Below are 25,094 nucleotides of genomic sequence, written 5' to 3'. Positions count from 1 at the left end.
CGGGAAGAGGACGACATGACGCGGCAACGACTGGTCCGGCAAGTGATGGCATGCGCGGTGGCCGTGGCATTCGCCACCGTGCTCGCGTGCTGCTCCACCGGCGGCGCACCGACGACGACGGCGGCGACCAGCGGCTCGACCTCGGGCTCGGGCTCGGGTTCAGGCTCGACCTCGGGCAAGCCGAACGTGGTCTTCGTGCTGACCGACGACCTGTCGATGAACCTGATCAGCCACATGCCGCAGGTGCAGGCTCTGCAGAAGGCCGGCACGACGATGTCGAACTACCGGGTGGTCGATTCGTTGTGCTGCCCCTCGCGGTCGGCGATCTTCACCGGCGAATATCCGCACAACGACGGGGTGTTCACCAACTCCGGCAGCGACGGCGGGTACGACGCGTACAACAAGAACGGCGACGCGCAGAAGAGCTACGCGTTGTCGATGCAGAAAGCGGGGTACACGACCGGGTTCATGGGCAAGTACCTGAACGGCTACCAGCCCACCGATCCGAAGCCCGCGGGCTGGGACGAGTGGGACGTCGCGGGAAACGGATACCCCGAGTTCAACTACACGCTCAACGAGAACGGCAAGCAGGTGAAGTACGGGCACTCGGCCAACGACTACATGGTGGATGTGCTGTCGGGGAAGGCTGATTCGTTCATCAGCGCCTCGGCCAGCAGCGGGAAGCCGTTCATGCTCCAGGTCGCGACCTTCGCCCCGCATGCGCCGTACACCCCAGCACCGCGGTACGCGTCCGCCGCTCAGGGCCTGGCGTACCCGAAGACCCCGGCGTACGACGCGCTGCCGAGCAATCCGCCGTCCTGGCTCAAGGGCCGGCCGACCCTCAAGGCGGGGCAGGAGAAGAAGCTCCTCAACGGCTACCGCAAACGCGTCGAGGCCGACCTCGCTGTGAACGACCTGATCGGCAACGTCCGGAAGACACTGCAGGCCAAGGGCATCGCGGACAACACGTACATCGTCTTCAGCTCCGACAACGGCTACCACATGGGCGAATACCGCCTGACCGCAGGAAAGCAGACCGCGTTCGACACCGACATCCACGTGCCGATGATCGTGTCGGGTCCCGGGGTGCCGGCTGATCGCACCGTCACCCAGCCGATGTCGAATGTCGACCTCGCCCCGACGTTCGAGTCGTTGGCCGGCGCGACCGTCCCGTCCACGGTGGACGGGGTCAGCATGGTCGATGCGTGGCACGGCAAGCCCCCGGCCGATGCGCCACAGGCGGTGCTCATCGAGCATCACGGGCCGGACAACACCCCCGGCGACCCGGACCGACAGGGAAAGAAGGCGGCCGACCCACCGTCGTACGAGGCGGTGCGGACACCCGACGCGCTCTATGTGCGCTACGCGAGCGGCGAGGAGGAGTTCTACGACACCGCGAAGGATCCGTACGAGCTGCACAACCTGGGCTCGAAGGCGGTGCCCGCCAGCCTGCGGACAGCGCTTGCCGCACTGGAGAAGTGCAAGGGAGCAGCTGCCTGCCAGGCCGCTGCGCGGGTCTGATTTCAACGGCCGCTGGTCCTCTCGCGAAGTGTTGAGGGCCTGTCGGTGGTCGGTGATTGAATTCATACATGAGTTCGACACAGGGTCTCGCAGCTGTCAGTGACAGCGCGGGCGGTGCTGTGCCTGCTGCTCTTTCGGCAACGGACCCGTTGGATGAGGTCGGGGCGATCTGTGGGCGGTTGAACGCCGCGCATGCCGACCTGATCGACCTGGTGGCCGGCCTGATCGAGCACGAGTCGTGGGCGATCGGTGGGATCCGGTCCCCCGAGCACTGGTTGACCTGCTTCGCCGGGGTCTCCCCCGCCACCGCTCGCGACCTGGTCCGGATCGCGACCCGGTCCGCCGAGCTACCGGCCCTGTCCCGGGAGGTGCACGCCGGGCGGCTCTCGTTGGGTCAGGCCGCCGTGGTCGCCGCGCACACCCCGGTCGGGTGCGACGAAACCGTGGTGGACCTGGCGGTGCACGCCACCGTCCCGCAGTTGCGCCGGGCGCTGGTCAAGTACGACTTCGCCACCCCCACCGACGAGGCGGACACCCCGCCGGCCCCACCAGACCCGTTCTCGGTCGCGGCGCAACCGGCGGAACTGTCGATGTGGTGCGACCACGACCGGTTCCACCTGACCTACTCCGCACCCGCCGACATCGGCGCCCTGGTCCAACAAGCCCTGATCGAGGCCAAGGACGCCCTGTTCCTAGCGGCTGCGGGCACCTCGGCACCCACCGAGGACCCACCGGGCCGGCGGGTGCGGATGGCCGACGCGATGGCCCACCTGGCGACCCGCTCCCTGCACGTCGGCACCACCGACGTCGCCGGCCGGGCCGACAAATTCCGGATCTACCTGCACCTGGACACCACCGGCCAAGGCTGGCTGACCACACGCGGCGCCCTACCCCCGCACCTGCTACGCAAATGGACCTGCGACGGGGTGCTCCAACCCGTCTGGGAAACCGGCGGCACCCCCGTCAACGTCGGACGCGCCCACCGCATCGTCCCGCGCCGCACCCGCCGCCTAGTCGAAGACCGCGACCGCGGCTGCACCTACCCCGGCTGCGCAGCCATCCACCACCTGGAATGCCACCACATCACCCACTGGGCCGACGGCGGACCCACCAACATCGCCAACCTGATCAGCCTGTGCCCCCACCACCACGACCGCCACCACGCAGGCGACTTCACCATCCGACCAAGCGGCGGTCGCCCCGGACGGTTCCGATTCGCCACCCGCCACGGCCACCCGATCGAACCCGCCGTCGGCACCGCCCCACCCGACGCAACACCACCCCCGGTACGGCCAGCACCACCCCCGGTACGGCCAGCACCACCGCGCTACACCGGACCCACCAACGAGATCCTCCACCTGGACCAGGTCAGATTCCACCGCCGAGGTCGTCCCGAGCCGACGGACAATGGCGGCACATCGAGCTGACTCATCACAACGAAAGGTTCGCCGTGACCCAGAGCCTGTCCCCCGCCGTGCCCGGGGCCGAGCACCACACGGCTGCCGTCGCCGGCACCGAGATCCACTACGTCACGGCCGGCACGAGCGGCGAGCCGGTTCTGCTCGTGCACGGCTTCCCCGAGACTTGGTGGGCGTTCCACAAACTGCTGCCCCTGCTGGCGACCGAGCACCGGGTCATAGCTGTCGACCTGCCGGGCGTCGGCGACTCCGCCGCCGACGACTCCGACTTCGGCAGCATGCTCGCCGCCAGGGCGCTGCACGAGCTGATCGCTCAACTCGGCTGGGGTCCGGTTCATCTCACCGGCCAGGACATCGCCGGTAACACCGTCTTCCGTGTCGCGGCCACCTACCCCGACGACGTCCTCAGCCTCACCGCCATCGAAACGGGCCTCAGCGGCTTCGGATGGGAACGCTTCGCCGACGTTGCCCACGGTGGCGCCTGGCACGTCGGCGCGCTGGCCACCCCCGGCATCGCTGAATTCGTCTTCACCGGTCGATTCCGTGAGTACGCCGCCCGGCTCTGGTATCCGCACCTCACGCTCGTGCCCGGCGCCGTCACCGACACCGACCTCGACGAATTCACCCGCACCTACGAGCGGCCCGATGGCTGGCGCGGCATCCACGGGCTCTACGCCTCCGCGCTCTCCGAGGGCGATGACATCAAGGCTCTGGCCGAGAGCAACTCCCTCCGGGTCCCGGTGCTGGCAGTGGGCGCCATGAGCCACCCCTCCACGGCCGAGACGATGCGGCGAGCCGTGTCGACCGACGTCACCGTCGTCCACCTCGACTCAGTCGGTCACCACCCGGCGCTGGAAGCTCCCGAAGCACTTGCCAGCGCGCTCGAGGCATTCATCGCGGGTGTCGGATCCTCGAAGTCGGCGCCAGGCTCGACCTGAGAGCGAGGACGGACGCCCGGGTCAGGGGGCGTTCGGATCCCAGCGGCCGCGGAGACCCCAGGTGCAGCCCCACGAGTGACGCGCTCAGTCGAACGCCGTGACGCCGGTCGCCGTCGGCACGAGCATCATCCCCGGGAGCGCGCTGGGCGACTCGAAGACCGGGAGATCGGCGCCGACGTCGGCCGTTCCCACCCTCACCCCCGTGGACGGGTCGTAACCGACCACCTTGCCCTCGTCGGAGTTCAGCGCCCAGACGGTGCCGGCCAACACGACCGGCGAACTGTCCGCGCCGGAGAGCAACCGGCCCCGGGACCGCTGCGCGATGTCGACGACCTGGATGCCGCCACCCCGACAGGGCACGAAGAGCTTCTGAGTGTGCGCGTCGTATGCCGGTCCACCGTCGGGATCGCTGCCGCAGATATGCGGGACCTTCGCGACCACCGTGAGGTCACTCGCGCGCAGCAGGAAGCCGATGTCGGTCTTGCCGACCGCGAACACCAAGCCACCCGGGAGCAGCACCGGGTTCGCTGTGGACAGGTCCTCGTCCCCGCCCGCCACGACGTCCTTGTACGACGCGAGGGGCTTCAACGCGGCGTCGAGCTTGATGACGCTCTCGGTGTACTTCTTCGGATCCGGACCCCCTTGCGGCGGATCGGGATTGGCGTTCCCGGAGGTGACGAAGATGTTGCCGCCCGCATCGATGGCGGGGGCGCCTCCGGACTGCCAGATCGCTCCGCCCTCCCCGTCGGAAGCCACCTCGAACGACGTCAGGTCACCGGGGTGTTGCGCGTCGATCGACACGACCCACCCGTGATAGTTCCCGCAGTCGCCAGAGTTGCCGCCGTAGGACACGATCACCCGGCCCCCGCTGAATGCCAGCCCGGCCCGCTGCAGGAGGTGGATCGCCTGCTGGCCACCGGTGATTGGAGGATCGGCTGGTACGTCGACCCGCACCGCGCCGCTCGCAGCGTCGAGACCGAAGAGCTGGTGGTGCACCGAACCGTTGCCGTCGTCGATCTCGGCGACGACGTACATCGTGCCGGTCGCGGCATCGATCACGGGCGTGCTCGTGATGCCGAGCGGGTCGATGTTGCCGCACCCCGAACGACCTGCGACGTCGGTGAGCGGTCGACCGAGAGTCTGCGACCACACCACACGGCCGGTCGACGGATCCAGCGCGACCACCATGTTCTTCTCGGTGGCAGCGAGCACGTGGCCGCCGAAGACGAGCGCCTGACCGCGTACGGCGCCGCCGAGGTCGGCGGACCAGGCCTTGTGCGGCGATCGGCGCGGCACGCCGTACGCCACGGCTGCCTTCCGCGATCCGCTCGCGTGGTAGCTCAGCCAGGTGCTGCTCCTCGTAGCGGACGACGAGCCGGTCGTCGACGTCGACGTCGGCGCTGACGTGGGGGCAATCGCTCCCGAGGTGGTCTCGTGACCACCCGGACCCTGCGTGCTGCACGCTGCCAATGCGGCGGCGGTCATCGCCGCACCGAGGACGACGGATCTCGCCCTCGCACCGGTGCTACGGGATCCCCTCACGCACTCATTCACTCACGGCGTCGCCCGCCCCGTCAGGAGGTTGCGGTCACGACCTTCAGCTCGCCCAGACACTCCTCGATCACGCGAGCGAAGTCCAGGTCCGTGGGGGCTTCCTGCCAGCGTTCGAAGGCGACCTTGAAGACCGCGATCCCCGCCTCCGCCGCGAGGCTGGCTGCCGGCTCGGCCACGCCCCTCTCGCGCAGCGTCGCCGCGATGGCCGACGCGAGCGAGGCCAGTTTCACCAGCTCACGCTCGCGCAGGTCGTCGTGCGCGGTGATGACGTCCTGGCGGCGGCTTGCGAAGGCCCCACGCTCCTGCAGGAACGGCGCCACCACGGCCAGGGCAGCGGCCACGGCATCCATCGGTGCGGTGGCCGCCGGGGTGGCCGACACCGCGCTGACGAACAACTCCTGCAGCTCACCCGCTCCGGAGAAGAGCACCTCCCGCTTGTCGGCGAAGTACCGGAAGAAGGTGCGCTCGGTCAGCCCCGCCCGGGACGCGATCTCGGCGACGGTCGTCTGCTCGAAACCGCGCTCCAGGAAGAGCTCCATCGCGGCCTGTTCGAGCCGCTCGCGCGCCCCCGGCTCCCATCGACCCATGACGGGATCCTAGGTGATGACAGTTGCTGACATGCAGTGCTACCGTTGATGACAGCAACTGACATCAACTTTCCGCGGTGCGCCGCGGGTTCGACCGGAGGTTCTCCCCTATGCGCGTATTCGTCACCGGTGCATCCGGATGGATCGGTTCCGCCCTCGTCGCCGAGCTGCTCGCCGCAGGTCACGACGTGGTCGGGTTGGCACGGTCGGACACGTCGGCAGCCGCCGTCACCGCCGCGGGCGCACAGGTGCATCGTGGCGGCCTCGATGACCTGGACGCCCTGCACCAGGCCGCTGCCGGATCCGACGGGGTGGTCCACACGGCGTTCAAGCACGACATCGCCTTCACCGGCGACTTCCAGGGCGCGGCCGACGCCGACCAGCGTGCGATCGAGGCCATGGGCGAGGCGCTCAAAGGTTCGGACCGCCCCCTCGTGATCGCCTCAGGACTTCTCGGGCTGCGGCCGGGAGCCGTTGCGACAGAGGACTTCTCGCCGGACCCGAATAGCTCGCCCCGGATGGGCACGGAGCAGCGGACACTGGCGCTGGCGTCGCAGGGGGTCCGCTCATCGGCCGTGCGCCTCTCGCCGACCGTGCACGGCGACGGCGACCACGGCTTCATGTCCACCCTGGTGCAGATCGCTCGAGACCGGGGATTCTCCGCCTACCTCGGCGATGGCGCCAACCGCTGGCCGGCCGTGCATCGGCTCGATGCCGCGCACCTGTTCCGACTCGCACTGGAGAAGGCCCCAGCCGGATCCGCGCTGCACGGCGTGAGCGAGGAGGGCGTGACCACGCGGGCGATCGCCGAGGCCATCAGCCGCGGCCTCGGACTGCCGGTCAGGTCCATCGCCCCCGACGACGCCGAGCGCCACTTCGGATGGATCGGCGCCCTGTTCGGCATGGATTCACCGGCCTCGTCGGCCATCACCCGCGACCTGGTCGCGTGGACACCCACCCATCAGGGTCTGATCGCCGACCTGGACGAGGGTCACTACTTCAGCGCCTGACGCGGCCCAGGTCCTGCTGGCGGCGGACCGCGATGTACTTCTCGTCGATCTCCTCGATCGAGAACTTCCCGATCGGGATCTCGGACAGGATCAGTTCCTCGTCCAGCCCGAACGCCGTGTCGCGCGTGCGCACCGAACGCACCTGCTCACCGTCCCGCAGCACCAGGTACGTGTTGGTGATCTCCACTCGGCCGTCGCCGGCGGGGTGCGCCTCGAACCAGCGCTGGTACTCGTGGTGGCCCATCGTGGCCGACTTCACCAGATGCCGCTCGACCGGCTCGTTGGGCACGCCGCCGTACGAGCGGCTCATCAGGATGGGCGCGCCGGGAGCCAGGACGTCGGCCATCCGGGTCCAGAACGCGTCGCGCGCCCGTCCACCGAGGAAGTAGATGACGTTGAAGAGCAGCGCCCCGCCGCAGTTCGGAGGGAGCCACACGTCGAGGATCGACTCCGCGAGCACCGTGGTGCGCGAACGCATCTCGGCGCGCTCGGCAACCCGCAGCATCAGCAGCGATCGGGTCAGCGGATCGGGTTCGACGGCGAGGATCTCGGCGCTCGGGAAACGATCGGCCAGCGCGACGGTCGTGAGTCCGCTGCCGCAACCGATGTCGATCAGCGGCCGGTCGCCGATGAACGCCGCCTGCTTCCAAGGGATCCCGAAGAGGTAGTCCGACTCCTCGTCGATGGGCAGCCGCAGGGTGTCGCCGAACTCCGCCCAGGCGGCGTTGTCGTCGTCGGCCATCCCGTCAGAAGCCCAGCTTCGACAGCTGGTTGGGGTCGCGCTGCCAGTCCTTGGCGATCTTCACGTGCAGGTCGAGGTAGACCCGTTGGCCGAGCACCCGCTCGATCTCGACGCGGGCGTTCGTGCCGACCTCGCGCAACCGCGCGCCAGCGCGTCCGATGATGATCGCCTTCTGGCTGTCCCGCTCGACGTAGACGTTGACGCGTACGTCGAGCAGCTCCTTGCCGGGAGCGCGCCCCTCGCGGGGCACCATCTCCTCGACCACGACGGCGAGGCTGTGCGGCATCTCGTCGCGGACACCCTCCAGGGCGGCCTCGCGCACCAGCTCGGCGATCATGACCAGCTGCGGCTCGTCGGTGATGACGTCGTCGGGGTAGAGCTGCGGGGACTCCGGCAGGTGCTTCATCAGCACCTCGCGCACCACGTCGACCTGCTCGTCCTTGGTCGCCGAGCACGGCACGATGTCGTCCCACTCCCCCAGCGCATCGATCGCCATCAGGTGCTGCGCCACCCGGTCCCGATTGACGGTGTCGATCTTGGTCGCGATGGCCACGATCGGCCGGCGCCGACCGCGTCGGATCTCGGCGAGCTCGCGGGCGATGAACTGGTCGCCCGGTCCGATGCGCTCGTCTGCGGGCAGGCAGAAGCCGATCACGTCGACGTCGAGCAACGTCTCGCGCACCACGTCGTTCAGCCGCTTGCCGAGCAGCGTGCGGGGCTTGTGCAGCCCCGGCGTGTCGACCAGGATCAGCTGCGCCGACTCGGTGTTCGATATCCCTCGGATCGGGTGGCGCGTCGTCTGCGGCTTGCTCGAGGTGATGGCCACCTTGCTGCCGACCAGTGCATTGGTGAGGGTCGATTTGCCCGCGTTCGGCCGCCCCACCAGGGCGGCGAATCCCGCCCGGTATGCCGTCACGATGCTCTCTCTTCCACTCGGTGCGCCCCGCCGTCGGCTGATTGTGTCGCACCGGCGTCGTCACGATCGGACGCGGCCAGCCGCTCCACCACCAGGGTGGCCAGCTGATGACGTCGCCCGGCCATCCGTTCGGCGGTCATCCGCAGGTCGCCCAGGTCGGCGGTCGCGCCGGGGATCGGCACCCGGCCGACCAGTTTGGTGAGCAGGCCGCCCACCGTGTCGACGTCGTCCTCCTCGATCGTGATGTCGAAGTGCTCAGCGAAGTCGTCGACCGACATGCGGGCCGGCACGCGAATCCGGCCGTCGTCCAGATTCTCCAGTCCCGGTGTCGCACGGTCGTATTCGTCGTCGATCTCGCCGACGACCTCTTCGACGATGTCCTCGAGGGTGACCAGCCCGGCCGTGCCGCCGTACTCGTCGATGACGATGGCGAAGTGCCGGCGGGCCACCTGCATCTCGCGCAGCAGGTCATCGACCGGTTTGCTGTCGGGGACGAAGGCGACCTCGCGCATCACCGACGCGCACGGCGCCTGTGCGTCGACCCGCCCGTCGATCAGACGTCCCGCGACGTCCTTGAAGTAGAGGACGCCCTCGATCTCGTCCGGGCTCCCGTCGACCACCGGGATGCGCGAGAAACCGGAGCGCTGGAAGAGCGACATCGCCTGACGCATCGTCTTGGCCCGGTCGATGGTGATCATGTCCGTACGCGGCACCATCAGCTCGCGTGCCAGCGTGTCCCCCAGCTCGAAGACCGAGTGGATCATCTTGCGCTCGTCGGCCTCGATGAGCTCTGAATCCGTCGCCAGGTCGACGTATTCGCGCAGCTCGGCCTCGGAGTCGAAGGGCCCGTCGCGGAACCCGCGTCCGGGAGTCACGGCGTTGCCGAGCGACACGAGCAGGTGCGCCACCGGACCCATCAGGGTGCGCAGCCGCAGCACGACCGGAGCGACGGCCAGCGAGATCGCCTCACCGTGCTGACGGCCCAGCGTGCGCGGTGACACGCCCACGAGCACGAACGACATCACGGCCATCAGGCCGATGGCGACCACCAGCCGCGCCCACAAGGAACTCACGACGTCGCTGACCGCGATCGTCACCAGCACGGCGGCCGTCGCCTCGGCGAGCACACGCAGCAGGGCGAGCACCATCGCGACGGCGCCGCTGTCCTTGACCAGCTCGAGCAGCGCCGGGGCCCCGCGGCGGTGCTCCTCCACGAGGGTCTCGACGTGATGCACCCCCATCCGGCTCACGGCCGACTCGGTCGCGGCGAACACGAATCCCGCCGACACCGAGAGCAGCGCGCAGACCAGCAGCAGGGTCACGGCGCGGTCACTCCCCGGACGGCGGGGAGATGCTGGCCGCGGGGCGGTCCCGCGAGGCGAGGAACGTCAGCAGCAGCACGCGCTGCAGCTCGAACATCTCGCGTCGCTCGTCCGGCTCCGCGTGGTCGTAGCCGAGCAGGTGCAGCAGCCCGTGCACCGTGAGGAGCAGCAGCTCCTCCTCGGTCGTGTGTCCGGCCTCGGCCGCCTGTTTCGCCGCGACGGTGGGGCACAGCACGAGATCGCCAAGCACGCCCTCGACGGGTTCGTCCCCGCTCCGATTCGGCCGCAACTCATCCATCGGGAAGCTCATCACGTCGGTCGGCCCTGGGAGGTCCATCCACTGCACGTGCAGCACTTCCATGGCCTGCTCGTCGACGACCCGCACGCACAGATCGGCCTGCGGATGCACGCCGAGCTCCCCCATCACGTACGTCGCGCAGGCGTGCAGCTCATCGAGATCGATGTCGCTCTCGGTCTCGTTGAGCAGGTCGATGCTCACGGACGGCCCTTGGACCCACCGGGCGATCGTCGGATCCCGCCGGGATGGGCGTCGTGCTCGTCGTAGGCCTGCACGATCGCGCTGACCAGCCGGTGGCGCACGACGTCGTGCGCGCTCAGGTAGGAGAAGTGCACGTCGTCGACCCCGTCGAGGATGCCCTGCACGACCCGCAGACCGGAGCTCGTGCCGCCGGGCAGGTCGACCTGGGTGACGTCGCCGGTGACGACCATCTTGGAGCCGAAACCGAGCCGGGTGAGGAACATCTTCATCTGCTCGGCAGAGGTGTTCTGCGCCTCGTCCAGGATGATGAACGCGTCGTTGAGGGTGCGTCCGCGCATGTAGGCCAGCGGCGCCACCTCGATGGTGCCGGATGCCATCAGGCGGGCCATCGAGTCGGGGTCGACCATGTCGTGCAGCGCGTCGTAGAGCGGGCGCAGGTAGGGGTCGATCTTGTCGGTGAGCGTGCCGGGCAGGAAGCCGAGCCGCTCACCGGCCTCGACCGCGGGCCGGGTCAGGATGATCCGGTTGACCTCCTTGGCCTGCAGCGCCGCGACCGCCTTGGCCATCGCCAGGTAGGTCTTGCCGGTGCCGGCGGGTCCAATGCCGAAGACGATGGTGTTGGTGTCGATGGCGTCGACGTACTGCTTCTGCCCCAGGGTCTTGGGCCGGATGGTGCGGCCGCGGTTGCTCACGATGTTCATCGTCAGCACGTCGGCGGGCCGTTCGTTGGCGTTGGAGCGCAGCATTCCGATCGAGCGCTCCACGGCGTCCCGGTTGAGCGGCTGACCGTTGTCGATGACGACGAGCAGCTCGTCGATCAGCTCCTCGACCAGCGCCATGTCGGCCGGGAGTCCCTCGAGGTGGAACTCGTTGCCGCGGACGTGGATCAGCAGGTTGGGAAAGGAGCGCTCGATGGTGCGCAGCAACTCGTCCCGCGGGCCGAGGAGGGTGACCATGGCCACGTCGGGCGGGATCTGCACGGTGTGGCCGGCCGTCACGGGCTGACCGATCTGCTCGGCGGGGCGGTCCTGTTCTGTCATCGTGTGGCCATTCTACGGGCGTGATCCGGCCTGGATCGACCCGAATTGCTCACCAGCGCAACCACGCGGACAGCACCGCGAGCGCGGCAGGACCCGCTGTCGAGCTGCGCAGGACGGACGGACCGAGGCGTACGACGTCGGCGCCGGCCGCGACGAGGCTCGCCCGCTCCTGGTCGCTCACCCCGCCCTCCGGGCCCACCACCAGCGCGACCCGGTCGCCGTCGCCCAGACCGTCGAGGTCCAGCGCGCCGATGGCGCTCGTCGCCTCCTCGTGGAGCAACACCACCCGCGCACCGGCCAGGCGATCTGCCAGCTGAGCGCTGGTAGCCAGCGGCTCGACCACCGGAAGCGTGGCCCGACGCGCCTGTTTCGCGGCGGCCGACACCACGCTCTCCCACTTGCGGTGCGAGCGGACGGCGCGGTCCCCCCGCCACTGCACGACGCAGCGTTCGGCGGCCCACGGCACGACCGCGTCGACTCCCAGCTCGGTGGCCGCCTCGATCGCCAGCTCGTCCCGGCCGCCCTTGGCCAGCGCCTGCACCAGCACGAACCGGGGTCCGCGGGAATCGGGCCGCTCCAGCGCGTCGATGAGGACCGCCAGCATGTCGTCCTCGGCCGCGTCGACCCGACCTACGGCGACCACTCCGGACCCGTCGGACAGCTGCACCGGCTCACCCGGCGCCATCCGGCGAACCCGCACGGCGTGGCGACCCTCCGGTCCCGTGAGCGTGATGACCGCGCCCGCGCTCGCCTGTGCCAGCGACCCGGGCTCGGCGTAGAACATCGGCGCGGTCACGGCGTCACTTCTGCTTGAACGCGTCGCGCAGCTTGCCCAGCAGGCCCTGGCCGACCGGCTGGAAGTTGGCCTCGGGCGACTCCTCGCCACGCTCCTTGGCCAGCAGCCGCAGCAATTCCTCCTGCTGGGTGTCCAGGCGGGTCGGCGTCCGCACGTTGGCGTGCACGAGCAGGTCACCGCGCACCCCCGAGCGCAACCGGGTGACGCCGAGCCCCTTCAGCGTGATGACGTCGCCGGGCTGGGTGCCCACGCGGATGCCCACCTCGCGGACTCCGTCGAAGGTCTCCAGGGGCAGCTCGGTGCCCAGCGCCGCCGCGGTCATCGGCAGCTCGACCGAGCAATGCAGGTCATCGCCCTGTCGCTGGAAGGTCGCGTGCTTGCGCACCCGGACCTCGATGTAGAGGTCGCCGGCCGGGCCGCCGCCGGGGCCGACCTCGCCCTCGCCGGTGAGCTGGATGCGGGTGCCGGTGTCGACGCCCGCGGGCACCTTGATCGTGATGGTGCGACGGTCGCGCACCCGGCCCTCGCCGGAGCACTCGAAGCACGGGTCGGTGATGACCTCACCGAAACCGCGGCACGCGGCGCAGGGGCGGGTCGTCATGACCTGACCGAGGAAGGAGCGCTGCACCTGCTGCACCTGGCCGGCGCCGTGGCACACGTCGCAGGTGCGCTTGCCGGTGCCGGCGCGGGCGCCGCTTCCCTCACACGTGTGACAGACCGCCGCCGTGTCGAAGGTGATGTCCTCCTCGCTGCCGAAGACCGCGGTCCGCAGGTCCACGTCGACGGGGATGAGCGCGTCCTGGCCGCGTTGGGCGCGCGAGCGCGGGCCGCCACCGCCGGCAGCCGTGCCGCCGAAGAACGCGTCCATGATGTCGCTGAAGGAGAATCCCTGGCCGAAGCCGGCAGCACCCTGGCCGCCGTACGGGTCCTGACCCATGTCGTACGACGACTTCTTCGCGGGGTCCGACAGCACGTCGTACGCCTGGGAGACGGCCTTGAACTCCTCGGACGCCTCGTCACCGGGGTTGACGTCCGGGTGGAGCTTGCGGGCGAGGCGGCGGTAGGCGCGCTTGATCTCTTCCGGGCTGGCGTCCCGTGAGACGCCGAGGACGGAGTAGTAGTCGTTCACGAAAATCCTTGTCAGCTGGTCGTCTTCAAGCAGTACATGACCGGTAGCGAACCGGCGGTCAGCGTTGGTCGAGAATCTCGGACACGTAGCGCGCGACCGCTCGAACGGCCGCCATCGTGCTGGGGTAGTCCATCCGGGTCGGACCGAGGACGCCGAGCCCGGCGGTCGAATCCGCTCCGTAGGTGGAACTGACCACCGAAGCGCCGCGCAGTCCGTCGACGGTGTTCTCGGCGCCGATGCGCACGGCCACCGAATCGCCGGACGCGCTGCTCGTCTGACTCATCTGTCCGAGTAAACGCAGCAGGACCACATGTTCTTCCAGCGCTTCGAGCACGGGGCCGATCGTCATCGGGAAGTCGCTGACGGAGCGGGCCAGGTGAGCGGTGCCCGCCAGCGCGACCCGCTCCTCCCGCTGCTGGGCCAGGGCGTCGGCCAGAACGGCGATCACCAGACCCGCGGTCTCGCGGTGCTCGGGGGCGATGCGGTCGATGACCGCCGGCAACAGACGAATGCCCTCGGACCAGGTCGCGCCGGCGACGGCCTCGTTGACCCGATCGCGCAGGGTCCGCAGCAACTGCTGACGGGCCTCGGTGACCAGGTCGACGTCCACCTGCACGATGCGCTGCTCGACCCGCCCGTTGGACAGGATCACCACGGCCATCAGGCGGTCGCCGTCGAGGGAGACCAGCTCGGTGTGCCGGATCGTCGCGGGGTTGAGCGAGGGGTACTGCATCACGGCGACCTGGTTGGTCAGTGACGACATCAGTCGTACCGTGCGATCCACCACGTCGTCGAGATCGACGGCCTGTGCGAGAAAGGTCTGCACTGCGGCGCGCTCCGCCCGGGACATCGGCTTGATCTCGTTCAGTCGGTCGACGAACGCGCGGTAGCCGGCGTCGGTGGGCACCCGGCCGGCGGAGGTGTGCGGGGCGGTGATCAGCCCCTCTTCCTCCAGGACGGCCATGTCGTTGCGGACGGTGGCGGCGCTCACCCCGAGGCGGTGACGGTCGAGCAGCGCCTTGGAACCCACGGGTTCGGACGTCGCGACGTAGTCCTGCACGATCGCGCGCAGGACGTGCTGACGGCGTTCTTCGCTCATGTCACCTCCCGAGTCGGTGTCGGCTGGCACTCCACTTCGTCGAGTGCCAAGTCTACGTGCTCCACGGCGCTGCGCCTGTCCTCCCTCCCGGCCTCGGCCAGGGGCCCCTACCCTCGTGCCGTGACCCCAGACCGCTACGGCGCCGACGTGCTCTCCGGTGACTGGCGCGCGCCCCGCCGCGGTCGGTCGGTATCCCTCCCGGCCGAGGTCGGCGTCGTCGTCGAGGACGTCGAGACCGGCTGGTGCGGGGCCATCACCCGCGTGGAGAAGGCCGGCGGGATGCACGTCGTGCACCTGGAGGACCGGCGCGGACGCAGCAAGGCGTTCCCGCTCGGTCCGGGGTTCCTGCTGGACGGCAGACCCGTGGAGCTGGTGGCGGTGAAGGACACCACCGCGATCGACGCCGCCCGCAAGGCCACCACCAGGACCGCCAGCGGCTCCCGTGCGGTGGCCGGCGTCACGGCTCGCGTCGCCGCCGGATCGCGCATCTTCGTCGAGGGCCGCCACGACGCGGAGCTGGTGGAGAAGGTCTGGGGCGACGACCTGCGGATCGAGGGGGTCGTGGTCGATCTGCTCGAGGGCGTCGACGACCTGACGTCGGTGATCCGCGACTTCAAGCCGACCGCTCGGCGCCGGATGGGCGTGCTCGTCGATCATCTGGTCCCCGGCACCAAGGAGGCCCGGATCGTCGCGGGGGCGATGGCGTCGCCGTACGCCGGAGAGCACGTCCTCGTCGTCGGCCACCCGTACATCGACGTGTGGCAGTCGGTGCGTCCCGAGCGGCTGGGCTGGCAGCAGTGGCCGGTGATCCCCCGCGGCCGGTCCTGGAAGCACGGGATCCTCGCCGAGCTCGGCTGGCCGCACGAATCCCAGGCCGACGTCGCGCGCGGGTGGAAGCAGATCCTCGCGACCGTGCGCACCTACGCCGACCTCCAGCCGGAGCTGCTCGGCCGGGTCGAGGAACTCATCGACTTCGTCACCGTGCCGTCGCCATGAGCTCCTCTGGTCGCCCTGCCGTGGGGTTCCGCGCGGAGCTGGTCGCCGTCGTGGCCTCCGTGGGCGAGGACGGGCCGGCGGTGCTCGCCTCCGGCGACCCGCTGCAACTGCCCGCCGGGGAGCTGCGGGCCGACCACGACTCTCTGCAGGAGGGCGTGCGCGTCTTCGCCGCCGAGCAGACCGGGCACACGCTGGGCTACGTCGAGCAGCTGTACACGTTCGCGGACCTCGGACGCGGTGACGGCACCGGGCGGGTCATCTCGATCTCCTATCTCGGCCTGACCCGCGCCGACACCACCGCCGCCGAGTGGGCGGGCGCCTACACGTTGCTGCCCTGGGAGGACCGTCGCTCGGTCGGCACCGACCAGGCGCTCGTCGACGACCTGGCGCGGTGGGTGCGCGGTGTGCGAGGTGCCGCGCGGGAGGCGCGCGAGGAACGCCGCGAGCACCTCTTCGGGACCGGCTCGATGCCGTGGCGTCCCGAGCTGGCGCTGCAGCGGTACGAACTGCTCTGGGAGGCAGGCATCGTGGCCGAGTCGCCGCGCGCGAAGCAGGTGCGGGCGCAATCCGGTGTCGCGATGCTGCACGATCACCGCCGCATCGTCGCGACGGGGCTGTCCCGATTGCGATCGGCCCTGCAGTACCGGCCGGTGGTTTTCGAGCTGATGCCGCCGACGTTCACCCTCGGGCAGCTGCAGGACGTCGTGGAGGCCATCGCCGGGCAGGACGTGCACAAGCAGAACTTCCGCCGGCTGGTCGAACAGCAGCACCAGCTGGTCGAGCCCACCGGCGACCTCAGCCACGGGACAGGCGGGCGGCCCGCGCGCCGCTACCGCTTCCGGCGCGAGGTGTTCGCGGAGCGGGCGCAGGTGGGGACGAAGCTGCCGATCCCCCGCGGGCGGTAAGAGGCGCTCAGCGGAGGTTGTCGAGTTCGAGTGTTATGCTCACTCTCAGCATTTACTCACTGGGAGCATTACTCCCGCATCGTGACTGCGAAAGGCACCGAGATGACCACAGCGACGTACGAGAAGGTGCGGCACGTCATCCCCGAGGTCGAGTGGGCGACGTTCGAGCCCGACATCGAGGCGATCGAGCGCCTCAAGGTCGAGCACGACGCGGTGATCCTGGCGCACAACTACATGACGCCGGAGATCTACCACGGTGTCGCGGACATCGTCGGCGACTCCCTGGCCCTGGCGCGCGAGGCACAGCACGTACGCGCGGGCACCATCGTGCTGGCGGGCGTGCACTTCATGGCCGAGACCGCGAAGCTGCTGAACCCGGCCAAGCGGGTGCTGCTCCCGGACCTGCGATCCGGGTGCTCGCTGGCGGAGAGCATCACGCCCGAGCAGGTGCGCGCGCTGCGGGCGGAGCACCCCGGCGTCCCCGTGGTCACCTACGTCAACACCTCGGCCGCGATCAAGGCCGAGAGCGATATCTGCTGCACCTCCGGCAACGCCGTGCGGGTCATCGAGTCGCTCGGGGTCGACAAGGTGATCATGATCCCGGACCAGTACCTCGCGCGGAACATCGCCGCGCGCACCGGCGTCGAGGTCATCACCCACCCCGGAGCGTGCGAGGTGCACGAGCGGTTCACGCCGCTGGACATCGCCGAGATCCGACAGGGCAACGAGGACGTCGTCGTCCTCGCCCACCCCGAATGCCCGCCCGACGTGGTGCAGGCCGCGGACTACGCCGGCTCGACAGCCGACATGCAGGCGTACGTCGAGCAGCACCGTCCGGCGAAAGTCGCTCTCATCACCGAGTGTTCGATGTCGGACAACGTCGCTGCGGGCCACCCGGACATCGACTTCGTGCGTCCGTGCAACCTGTGCCCGCACATGAAGCGCAACACCCTGGGCGCCATCCGCGCGTCCCTGGAGCACGGCCGCCACGAGATCACCGTCGAGCCGTCACTGGCGGACGCCGCGCGGCTCTCGATCGAGCGCATGCTCGCGGTGTCGTGATGGGCACATCGACAGACAGCACACCGGTCGTCGTCGGTTCCGGGCTGGCCGGACTCACGGTTGCCCGGGCGCTCGCACCGGAGCGCTGCATCCTGGTGACGCCGGACGACCTCACCGCCGGCGCGGCGAGCATGTGGGCGCAGGGCGGGATCGCGGCAGCCATCGGCGAGGACGACTCCCCCGAGCTGCACGCCGTCGACACCCGGCGCGCCGGGGCCGACCTCGGCGACGCGGGCACGATCGCCCGGATCACGGCAGCCGCGCCGGACGTCGTACGCCGCCTGCACGCGCTGGGAGTGCCGTTCGACCTCGCCGCCGACCAGGCACTGGACCTCGCGCTCGAGGGTGGCCACTCGCGGCGGCGCATCGCGCATGCCGGCGACCGCAGCGGCGCCGCGATCACCCGCACGGTGGCCGGCCACGTGGCCACTCTCGACAGCGTCGAGATCCACACCGGACTGCACGCCCGCCGACTGCTGACCGACAGCGCCGGAAAGATCGCCGGTCTCGTGCTCAGGTCGGCCTCCGGCGCCGAGGTGACGATCGACACGGACCGGATCGTCCTCGCGACCGGCGGTCTCGGCGGGCTCTTCGCGCACACGACCAATCCGCGGACGGCACTCGGCCAGGGCATCGCGATGGCGTCCCGGGTCGGCGCCCGCACCGACGATCTGCACTTCGTGCAGTTCCACCCGACAGCCCTCGACGTCGGACTCGACCCCATGCCGCTGCTGACCGAGGCGCTGCGGGGCGCAGGCGCCGCGCTGCTCGCCGACGGTTCCCGCTTCGTCGACGAGCTGCAGCCGCGCGACGTGGTCGCGGCCGCGGTCTGGGCGCAGGCCCAGTCCGGTCGGCGTGTGGTGCTGGACGCGCGCGACGTGCCCGACGTGCTGACGCGCTTCCCGGCGGTGGCGGACCTGGTGTCCGCAGCGGGCCTGGACCTTGCCTCCGACCTCCTGCCCGTCGCACCCGCGGTGCACTACGCGATGGGCGGGGTCACCGTCGACGCACGGTCGCGCACCAGCGTCCCCGGCCTCTGGGCGGTCGGTGAAGTGGCGCGCACCGGTCTGCACGGCGGCAACCGGCTGGCATCCAACTCGCTGCTCGAAGCGGTCGTGAGCGGTGAAGCCGCTGCCGCCGATCTGATCGGTGACACCTGGCGCGCCGGTGGCGACGTGCCCGCCGCCGATCGTGAGAGCCTGCGCGCAGCGGGCGAGGCTCCCGGCCCCGCGCTGGACGAGGTGCGGCAGGTGCTGGAGAGCAGCTGCGGGGTGCTGCGCACCGCGCACGACCTGCGCGAGGCCGTCGACCGGCTCGACGCGTGGACCCAGGACGACGCGGCGTACGTCGGGTGGCTCATCGCCCGCTCCGCGCTGGCCGACCCGCGCAGCGTCGGCGCCCACCGACGGGTCGACACCACCGCCGCAGGGAGCGCAGCGTGAGCACCGACCTCGCCCTCGTCGAGCTGATCCGGCGCGCGCTCCAGGAGGACCTCGGCGGGGTCGGCGACATCACCACGCAGGCAACGGTGCCGGTGGACGCCGTCGGCACGGCGTACGTCGTCGCACGCCAACGGGGCTTGCTGTCCGGATCACGGTGCGTCGACACGGCATTCGATCTCGTCGATCCCCAGCTGCAGGTCGAGTGGAGCGCGAAGGACGGCGCGGAGGTCGCACCGGGACAGGTCGTCGCCACGGTGCGCGGCAGCGCCTGCTCGATCCTGACCGGCGAGCGCGTCGGACTCAACCTGCTGTCCCATCTGAGCGGCATCGCCACCCGCACGGCCGGCCTGGTGCGCCTGCTCGACGGCACCGGGGCGCGGATCGCCGACACCCGCAAGACGACGCCCGGTCTGCGGGCACTGCAGAAGCAGGCGGTGCGCGACGGCGGCGGCATCAACCACCGGTTCGGGCTCTTCGACGCGATCCTGGTCAAGGACAACCACATCGGACTAGGCGGTGGCCTGACACAGGTGCTGCGGCGGCTGGCCGAGCACGCCGGTCACCTCACCCGCGTGGAGATCGAGGTCGACGACCTCGACCAGTTGCGCCAGGTGCTGGCCTTCGACGCGGCCCGGTTGCGATCCGGTCGCGCACCCGTGGTGCACGCCGTGCTGCTGGACAACATGGGCCCGGACCTGATCGCCGAGGGGGCCGCCCTGATCAGGGACCACCCCGCTCCGGTGACGGTCGAGGTCTCTGGCGGCGTGACCGAGGAGTCGGTGCGCGCGCTCGCGCAGGCGGGTGCCGACGTCATCTCCGTCGGGGCACTGACGCACAGCGTCACGGAGCTGGACTTCGGGCTCGACCTGCACGAGTCATAGATCGGTTGTCAGCACTTTCGGGGCGAGGCAGCCACGAAGACGCTGACAATCGGACGGGACGAGCCCTCAGAAGCCGAGCAGCCGGCGTACGACGGTGTCGGCGAGCAGCCGACCCTGCAGCGTGAGCACCACGCGCCGGTCGATCGGTCGCACCGCCGCCGCCGGCTCGACCAGCCCGTCAGCGATCAACCCCGCCATCGCCGTACGGCCCTGGGGGGCGAGCGAATCCAGCGGCAGTCCGTCGACCAGCCTGACGCCCAGCAGCACGGTCTCGTCGTAACGCTGCTCCTGCGTGAGCACCTCGCGGCCCGCCCCCGGTGAGATGCCGTCGGCCAGCCGACCGGCGTACGCCGTGGGGTGCTTGACGTTCCACCAGCGCACTCCGCCGACGTGGCTGTGCGCGCCGGGTCCGATGCCCCACCAGTCGTCACCGCGCCAGTAGCTCTCGTTGTGTCGGCAGCGTGCGTCCGGGCGGGCCGCCCAGTTGCTGATCTCGTACCACCCGTAGCCGGCTGCACCGAGCACCTCGTCGGCCAGCTCGTACTTGAGCGCCTCATCGTCGTCGGCCGGCATGGGGACGACGCCGCGGCGCACCTGCGCGGCGAGTTTGGTGCCCTGCTCCACCACGAGGGCGTACGCGCTCACGTGGTCCGGCGCCAGGGCCACCACCGTGTCGAGGCTGCGTCGCCAGTCCTGCAGCGACTCCCCCGGAGTCCCGTAGATCAGGTCCAGGCTCACCTGCAGCCTGGCATCCCTCGCGTAGGCCACCGCACGCTCGACGTTGGCCGGATCGTGGGTGCGGTCCAGGGTCGCCAGCACGTGCGGCACCGCGGACTGCATCCCCAGGCTGATGCGGGTGAAGCCGCCCGCGGCCAGCGTGCGGGCCACCTCGGGCGTGACCGTGTCCGGGTTGGCCTCGGTCGTCACCTCGGCGTCCGGCGCCAGCCCGAAGCGGTCGCGCACCCCCTCGACCATCCGCACGAGGTCATCTGCGGCGAGCATCGTGGGGGTACCACCACCGACGAAAATCGTTGTCACCGGAGCGGTTTCGCCGCCTGCGCGCAGGACGCGGTCGGCGAGGTCGAGCTCGGACAGTGCCGCGTCGGCGTACGAACTCACCCCGGCGCCCTCCCCGGGCACACCCAGCTCGGTCAGCGTGTAGGTGTTGAAATCGCAGTAGCCGCAACGCACCCGGCAGAACGGCACGTGCAGGTAGACGCCGAACTGTCGGCTTCCTATCCCGGCGAGGGCCGAGCCGGGCAGGGATCCGTCGGTGGGGACGGGTTCGCCGTCGGGCAGGGCACTGGGCACCCCGCAATTGTCTCAGCGCCGAGCTGTGGCGCTTCCGGGGTCCCCGCGAAGTAGCGGAGCGTCAGCGGAGAACTTCGTGGGGTCTGGCAGTGACCCAGACAGGGATGACGCCGCGGACGACCTCGGTGCCGTCGTCGACGAAGGCACTGCAGCGCACGTCCACCTGGAACGGCGGCTCGCCGGCCCAGTCGGACGGCTCGGTCCGCGCCTCGCAGCGGACGTCGGTGGGCACCTTGGCCAGGTAGTGCAATTCGATGCCCTTGGGAATCCAGCGCATCCCCGGCGGCACGCTCGCCTCGCAGAGCAGACCGAGCGCCGCCTCGAGCCCGTTCGCCACCGCGATCGCGTGCACCGTGCCGATGTGGTTCTGCACGGCTCGACGCTTGCGGATGCGCACCGAGGCGTGGTTCGGCGCCATCTGCGTCACGAACGGCCGCACGCTGGCGAAGTACGGCGCCTTGAACGCGTAGGCGGTCGAGAAGACCCGCCGACCGAACGGTCGCCCGGTGAGCCGCTGGTAGAGGTGGTAGGTCGAGGCCATGACCAGATGTTACTGGTCGGTAGCGTCCGCACGTCGGACGACGATGTCCCGCACCGCGCGAGCCGCCTCGATGCCCTTGCGCTCGAACCGGGTCATCACCCGCCCGTCGAAACGGTCGCCGTACTCCGCACCCGGCTCGAAGCCGGGAGCCTCGCGCAACACGTCCCGCATCTGCTCGGCGTAGTCCTCCCAGTCGGTCGCGAGACGCCACAGCCCGCCGGGCCGCAGCACCCGCGCCACGTCGACGGCGAACATCGGGTCGACCAGCCGGCGCTTGTGGTGCTTGGCCTTGGGCCACGGGTCGGGGAAGAAGGTCCACAGCTGGTCCACGCTCGCGGCCGGCAGCGCCGTCGCGACCACGCCCGCGGCGTCGACGCGCAGCACCCGCAGGTTGCCCACCTGCGCCTGGGCGGCCTTGGCGAGGGTCTGCGCGATCCCCGGACGCCAGACCTCGACCGCCAGGAAGTCCCACTCCGGGTGCTCGGCCGCGGCCGCGACCACGCAGTCACCCGAGCCGGAGCCGATCTCGACGACCAGCGGCGCGGTACGCCCGAAGGCCGCCGGCAGGTCGAGCACGAAGCCTGCGGCCACGCTGGTGCCCTCGATCGGCGGGGACAACAGGTATGCCGGGCCGTGCACCTCCAGCGCGCGGTGGTGGCGAGGCGGCATCCGACCGCCGCGACGGGTGAACGACCGGTTGGTCGCCGCCGCCCTGCGGTCATCGTCCACATAGGTCTGCGGCGAATCTCCCTGCGGCACCTACTTCTTCGCTTTCTCCGCGGCGGATGAGTCTTGGGAGAGCGCGGCGATGAAGGCCTCCTGCGGCACCTCGACGGAGCCCACCATCTTCATCCGCTTCTTGCCCTCCTTCTGCTTCTCCAGCAGCTTGCGCTTGCGGCTGATGTCGCCGCCGTAGCACTTGGCGAGCACGTCCTTGCGGATGGCGCGGATGGTCTCGCGCGCGATGACCCGCGCGCCGATCGCGGCCTGGATCGGCACCTCGAACTGCTGGCGCGGGATGAGGTCCTTGAGCTTGCCGGCCATCATCACGCCGTACGCGTAGGCCTTGTCCCGGTGCACGATCGTGCTGAACGCGTCGACCATGTCGCCCTGCAGCAGTACGTCGACCTTGACCAGGTCGGCGACCTGCTCACCGTCGGGTTCGTAATCCAGAGAGGCGTATCCACGGGTCTTTGACTTCAGCGCGTCGAAGAAGTCGAAGACGATCTCGGCGAGCGGAAGCGTGTAGCGCATCTCGACCCGCTCGGGTGAGAGGTAGTCCATCCCGCGCAACGTGCCGCGCCGGGTCTGGCACAGCTCCATGATCGCGCCGATGAACTCGCTCGGAGCGAGGATCGTCGCGCGCACGATCGGTTCGGTGATCGAGGCGACCTTGCCCTCGGGGAACTCGCTCGGGTTGGTGACCACCTCGACCCGCCCGTCGTCCAGGGTGACGTCGTAGACCACGCTGGGCAGCGTCGAGATCAGGTCGAGGTCGAACTCCCGCTCCAGGCGCTCCCGGACGATCTCCAGGTGCAGCATGCCGAGGAAGCCGATCCGGAAGCCGAAACCGAGCGCGACCGAGGTCTCCGGCTCGTAGACCAGCGCGGCGTCGTTCAGCTTCAGGCGGTCCAGGGCGTCGCGCAGGATCGGGTAGTCCGATCCGTCGATCGGGTAGAGCCCCGAGAACACCATCGGCTTGGGGTCGCGGTACCCGCCGAGAGCCTGCACCGAGCCGTTGCGCGAGCTGGTCACCGTGTCGCCGACGCGCGACTGCCGCACGTCCTTCACACCGGTGATGAGATAGCCCACCTCGCCCACGCCGAGGCCCTGGGCGGGCTTGGGCTCCGGTGAGATGACACCGATCTCGAGCAGTTCGTGGGTCGCCTTCGTGGACATCATCGTGATGCGCTCGCGCGGTGCGAGGTTGCCGTCAATGACGCGCACGTAGGTCACGACGCCGCGGTAGGTGTCGTAGACCGAGTCGAAGATCATCGCGCGGGCGGGGCCGTCGGCGTTGCCCGTGGGCGCGGGCAGCTGGTGCACGATCTGGTCCAGCAGCGGTTCGACGCCGGCACCGGTCTTGCCCGAGACCTGCAGGCAGTCCGAGGGCTCACAGCCGATGAGCCCGGCGAGCTCCTCCGCGTACTTCTCCGGCTGCGCGGCCGGCAGGTCGATCTTGTTGAGGACCGGGATGATGGTGAGGTCGTTCTCCATGGCCAGGTAGAGGTTGGCCAGGGTCTGCGCCTCGATGCCCTGCGCCGCGTCGACCAGCAGCACCGCACCCTCGCACGCTGCGAGCGAACGGGACACCTCGTAGGTGAAGTCGACGTGGCCCGGCGTGTCGATCATGTTCAGGCAGTACGTCGTCCCGTCGACCTCCCAGGGCATCCGCACGGCCTGGCTCTTGATCGTGATGCCGCGCTCGCGCTCGATGTCCATCCGGTCCAGGTACTGCGCGCGCATCGCCCGGTCGTCGACGACGCCGGTGATCTGCAGCATCCGGTCGGCCAGGGTCGACTTGCCGTGGTCGATGTGGGCGATGATGCAGAAGTTGCGGATCAGGTCCGGCGGCGTCGCGGCAGGCTGCAGCGCGGTGCGGGCCATGGGTGACACGTGTGAGGTCCTCAGGGGATAGCGGAGAAGTGCGGCGAAGGGCCCATTCTCCCACGGCCCGCGGACACGCCGGTCGTGCCCGACGCGCCCCCCGAGCGGGCGGCGTCACATTGAGTCCCTATGGTGGTGCCGCAAGTTACCGATCAGTAGCGAAGGGATCACCCATGAGGACGCGAACGACACTATTGGGCTGCGCAGCGGTCGCGAGCAGCGCGGGACTGCTGCTCACCTCCGCGCCGGGCGCCTCGGCCGACACCGTGTGGACCCTGCGGCACAACGCCACCGCGACGACGTACATCAAGGCGATGAACAAGTCGGTCACGACCACCGGCACGCAGACGGCGCAGTTCGACCTGACCAACCGCAAGCTCACCGCCGTACTGAACCTGGCCCCCACGAGCACGGACATCAAGCTGGCCGGTCTGCCGCTCGCCAAGGCGACGATCGCGATCGAGAACGTCGGCAAGGCCACAGGGACGATCAACTATCAGAACAAGGTGTCGGTCACCCAGCGGGTCAACCTGCACATCACCAGCCTCAACCCGCTGGGTCTGCCGGTGAACCTGGTCGGCAACGACTGCAAGACCTCGACGCCGGTGACGCTCAACCTCACCGGCAAGGTCACCGGGCTGTTCGACCCGTTCAGCCTCTCGGGCACGTTCTCCATCCCGAAGTTCGCGGGCTGCGGGCTGGCGACTCCGGCCGTCAGCGCGCTGACCAGTGGCGACGGCAACACCGTGAAGGTGGACTACGTCGTCCCCAAGTAGGG

The 25,094-nt window shown here is 69.9% G+C and carries 24 protein-coding genes; 10 read left to right on the top strand and 14 right to left on the bottom strand.

Annotated features, from left to right (window positions below; genetic code table 11):
• Nucleotides 1–15: 15 nt before the first annotated feature.
• The 3 genes from HNR15_RS06125 (at nucleotide 16) to HNR15_RS06120 (ending at nucleotide 3,877) form a co-directional block, all read left to right on the top strand.
• Nucleotides 16–1,521, top strand: a complete 1,506-nt coding sequence (locus HNR15_RS06125) for a sulfatase family protein (RefSeq protein ID WP_218883572.1) — start codon at nucleotides 16–18, stop codon at nucleotides 1,519–1,521.
• A 68-nt stretch (nucleotides 1,522–1,589) separates the two neighbouring features.
• Nucleotides 1,590–2,948, top strand: a complete 1,359-nt coding sequence (locus HNR15_RS17930) for an HNH endonuclease signature motif containing protein (RefSeq protein ID WP_246305895.1) — start codon at nucleotides 1,590–1,592, stop codon at nucleotides 2,946–2,948.
• A gap of 23 nt (nucleotides 2,949–2,971) precedes the next feature.
• The gene (locus HNR15_RS06120; RefSeq protein WP_218884446.1) at nucleotides 2,972–3,877 is read left to right on the top strand and encodes an alpha/beta fold hydrolase; all 906 of its coding nucleotides are present in this window, start codon (nucleotides 2,972–2,974) and stop codon (nucleotides 3,875–3,877) included.
• 84 nt (nucleotides 3,878–3,961) lie between these two features.
• Here the strand turns inward: HNR15_RS06120 and HNR15_RS06115 are convergent, their stop codons facing one another.
• Together HNR15_RS06115 and HNR15_RS06110 are read right to left on the bottom strand one after the other, a co-directional pair.
• A complete protein-coding gene (locus tag HNR15_RS06115) occupies nucleotides 3,962–5,185 on the bottom strand; it encodes an outer membrane protein assembly factor BamB family protein (RefSeq protein WP_179479976.1) in 1,224 nt (407 codons plus the stop codon).
• A 266-nt stretch (nucleotides 5,186–5,451) separates the two neighbouring features.
• Entirely contained in the window at nucleotides 5,452–6,018 is a 567-nt protein-coding gene (locus HNR15_RS06110) for a TetR/AcrR family transcriptional regulator (RefSeq protein ID WP_179479974.1), read from the bottom strand.
• 110 nt (nucleotides 6,019–6,128) lie between these two features.
• Here HNR15_RS06110 and HNR15_RS06105 point away from each other — a divergent pair, with 110 nt between their 5' ends.
• Complete coding sequence (locus HNR15_RS06105) at nucleotides 6,129–7,028, top strand: SDR family oxidoreductase (RefSeq protein ID WP_179479972.1); 900 nt, start codon at nucleotides 6,129–6,131, stop codon at nucleotides 7,026–7,028.
• Here the strand turns inward: HNR15_RS06105 and HNR15_RS06100 are convergent.
• Genes HNR15_RS06100 through hrcA form a run of 8 tightly spaced genes read right to left on the bottom strand, consistent with a single transcriptional unit; the run spans nucleotide 7,018 to nucleotide 14,571 of the window.
• Nucleotides 7,018–7,770 carry a class I SAM-dependent methyltransferase gene (locus HNR15_RS06100; protein WP_179479970.1) on the bottom strand — a complete coding sequence of 251 codons (753 nt, stop codon included), beginning with the start codon at nucleotides 7,768–7,770 and terminating at the stop codon, nucleotides 7,018–7,020. The genes HNR15_RS06105 and HNR15_RS06100 overlap by 11 nt on opposite strands.
• A gap of 4 nt (nucleotides 7,771–7,774) precedes the next feature.
• Entirely contained in the window at nucleotides 7,775–8,686 is a 912-nt protein-coding gene (gene era, locus HNR15_RS06095; RefSeq protein ID WP_179479968.1) for a GTPase Era, read from the bottom strand.
• Nucleotides 8,683–10,008 (bottom strand): CNNM domain-containing protein, encoded by a 1,326-nt coding sequence (locus tag HNR15_RS06090; RefSeq protein WP_179479966.1) that lies wholly within the window; start codon nucleotides 10,006–10,008, stop codon nucleotides 8,683–8,685. Before HNR15_RS06090 ends, era begins: the two co-directional genes overlap by 4 nt.
• A gap of 7 nt (nucleotides 10,009–10,015) precedes the next feature.
• The gene (ybeY, locus tag HNR15_RS06085) at nucleotides 10,016–10,507 is read right to left on the bottom strand and encodes an rRNA maturation RNase YbeY (protein ID WP_179479964.1); all 492 of its coding nucleotides are present in this window, start codon (nucleotides 10,505–10,507) and stop codon (nucleotides 10,016–10,018) included.
• Nucleotides 10,504–11,547 (bottom strand): PhoH family protein, encoded by a 1,044-nt coding sequence (locus HNR15_RS06080; RefSeq protein WP_179479962.1) that lies wholly within the window; start codon nucleotides 11,545–11,547, stop codon nucleotides 10,504–10,506. Before HNR15_RS06080 ends, ybeY begins: the two co-directional genes overlap by 4 nt.
• 49 nt (nucleotides 11,548–11,596) lie before the next feature.
• Nucleotides 11,597–12,343 carry a 16S rRNA (uracil(1498)-N(3))-methyltransferase gene (locus HNR15_RS06075; RefSeq protein ID WP_179479960.1) on the bottom strand — a complete coding sequence of 249 codons (747 nt, stop codon included), beginning with the start codon at nucleotides 12,341–12,343 and terminating at the stop codon, nucleotides 11,597–11,599.
• Nucleotides 12,344–12,347: 4 nt separating this feature from the next.
• Nucleotides 12,348–13,472, bottom strand: coding sequence for a molecular chaperone DnaJ (gene dnaJ / locus HNR15_RS06070; RefSeq protein WP_179479958.1), 1,125 nt, complete (start codon nucleotides 13,470–13,472; stop codon nucleotides 12,348–12,350).
• 58 nt (nucleotides 13,473–13,530) lie between these two features.
• Complete coding sequence (gene hrcA / locus HNR15_RS06065) at nucleotides 13,531–14,571, bottom strand: heat-inducible transcriptional repressor HrcA (protein ID WP_179479956.1); 1,041 nt, start codon at nucleotides 14,569–14,571, stop codon at nucleotides 13,531–13,533.
• A gap of 120 nt (nucleotides 14,572–14,691) precedes the next feature.
• Between hrcA and HNR15_RS06060 the strand changes: the two genes are divergently transcribed.
• The 5 genes from HNR15_RS06060 to nadC all read left to right on the top strand — a co-directional run bounded on the left by HNR15_RS06060 (nucleotide 14,692) and on the right by nadC (nucleotide 19,857).
• On the top strand, nucleotides 14,692–15,567 hold the full coding sequence (locus tag HNR15_RS06060; protein WP_179479954.1) for a DUF3097 family protein: 876 nt from the start codon (nucleotides 14,692–14,694) through the stop codon (nucleotides 15,565–15,567).
• A complete protein-coding gene (locus tag HNR15_RS06055) occupies nucleotides 15,564–16,472 on the top strand; it encodes an NUDIX hydrolase (RefSeq protein WP_179479952.1) in 909 nt (302 codons plus the stop codon). The genes HNR15_RS06060 and HNR15_RS06055 overlap by 4 nt, the downstream gene beginning before the upstream one ends.
• Before the next feature lie 81 nt (nucleotides 16,473–16,553).
• Complete coding sequence (nadA, locus tag HNR15_RS06050) at nucleotides 16,554–17,534, top strand: quinolinate synthase NadA (protein ID WP_343048443.1); 981 nt, start codon at nucleotides 16,554–16,556, stop codon at nucleotides 17,532–17,534.
• Entirely contained in the window at nucleotides 17,534–18,976 is a 1,443-nt protein-coding gene (locus tag HNR15_RS06045) for an L-aspartate oxidase (protein WP_179479950.1), read from the top strand. Before nadA ends, HNR15_RS06045 begins: the two co-directional genes overlap by 1 nt.
• Entirely contained in the window at nucleotides 18,973–19,857 is an 885-nt protein-coding gene (gene nadC / locus HNR15_RS06040) for a carboxylating nicotinate-nucleotide diphosphorylase (protein WP_179479949.1), read from the top strand. The genes HNR15_RS06045 and nadC overlap by 4 nt, the downstream gene beginning before the upstream one ends.
• A gap of 66 nt (nucleotides 19,858–19,923) precedes the next feature.
• Here the strand turns inward: nadC and hemW are convergent, their stop codons facing one another.
• From hemW to lepA, 4 genes are all read right to left on the bottom strand, one after another.
• Nucleotides 19,924–21,168, bottom strand: coding sequence for a radical SAM family heme chaperone HemW (gene hemW / locus HNR15_RS06035; RefSeq protein ID WP_179479947.1), 1,245 nt, complete (start codon nucleotides 21,166–21,168; stop codon nucleotides 19,924–19,926).
• A 61-nt stretch (nucleotides 21,169–21,229) separates the two neighbouring features.
• Nucleotides 21,230–21,709 (bottom strand): hotdog fold domain-containing protein, encoded by a 480-nt coding sequence (locus tag HNR15_RS06030; protein ID WP_179479945.1) that lies wholly within the window; start codon nucleotides 21,707–21,709, stop codon nucleotides 21,230–21,232.
• 9 nt (nucleotides 21,710–21,718) lie between these two features.
• Entirely contained in the window at nucleotides 21,719–22,468 is a 750-nt protein-coding gene (gene trmB, locus HNR15_RS06025) for a tRNA (guanosine(46)-N7)-methyltransferase TrmB (RefSeq protein WP_179479943.1), read from the bottom strand.
• Nucleotides 22,469–24,316 (bottom strand): translation elongation factor 4, encoded by a 1,848-nt coding sequence (lepA, locus tag HNR15_RS06020; protein WP_179479941.1) that lies wholly within the window; start codon nucleotides 24,314–24,316, stop codon nucleotides 22,469–22,471.
• A 173-nt stretch (nucleotides 24,317–24,489) separates the two neighbouring features.
• Between lepA and HNR15_RS06015 the strand changes: the two genes are divergently transcribed.
• Entirely contained in the window at nucleotides 24,490–25,092 is a 603-nt protein-coding gene (locus HNR15_RS06015) for a hypothetical protein (RefSeq protein ID WP_179479939.1), read from the top strand.
• Nucleotides 25,093–25,094: the final 2 nt, after the last annotated feature.

This window comes from Allobranchiibius huperziae (genome assembly GCF_013410455.1).
In the GTDB taxonomy this organism is placed as follows: Bacteria; Actinomycetota; Actinomycetes; order Actinomycetales; family Dermatophilaceae; genus Allobranchiibius; species Allobranchiibius huperziae.
Note: the sequence above shows the minus strand (reverse complement) of the source record. Positions and strands in the feature narration are given on the sequence as shown.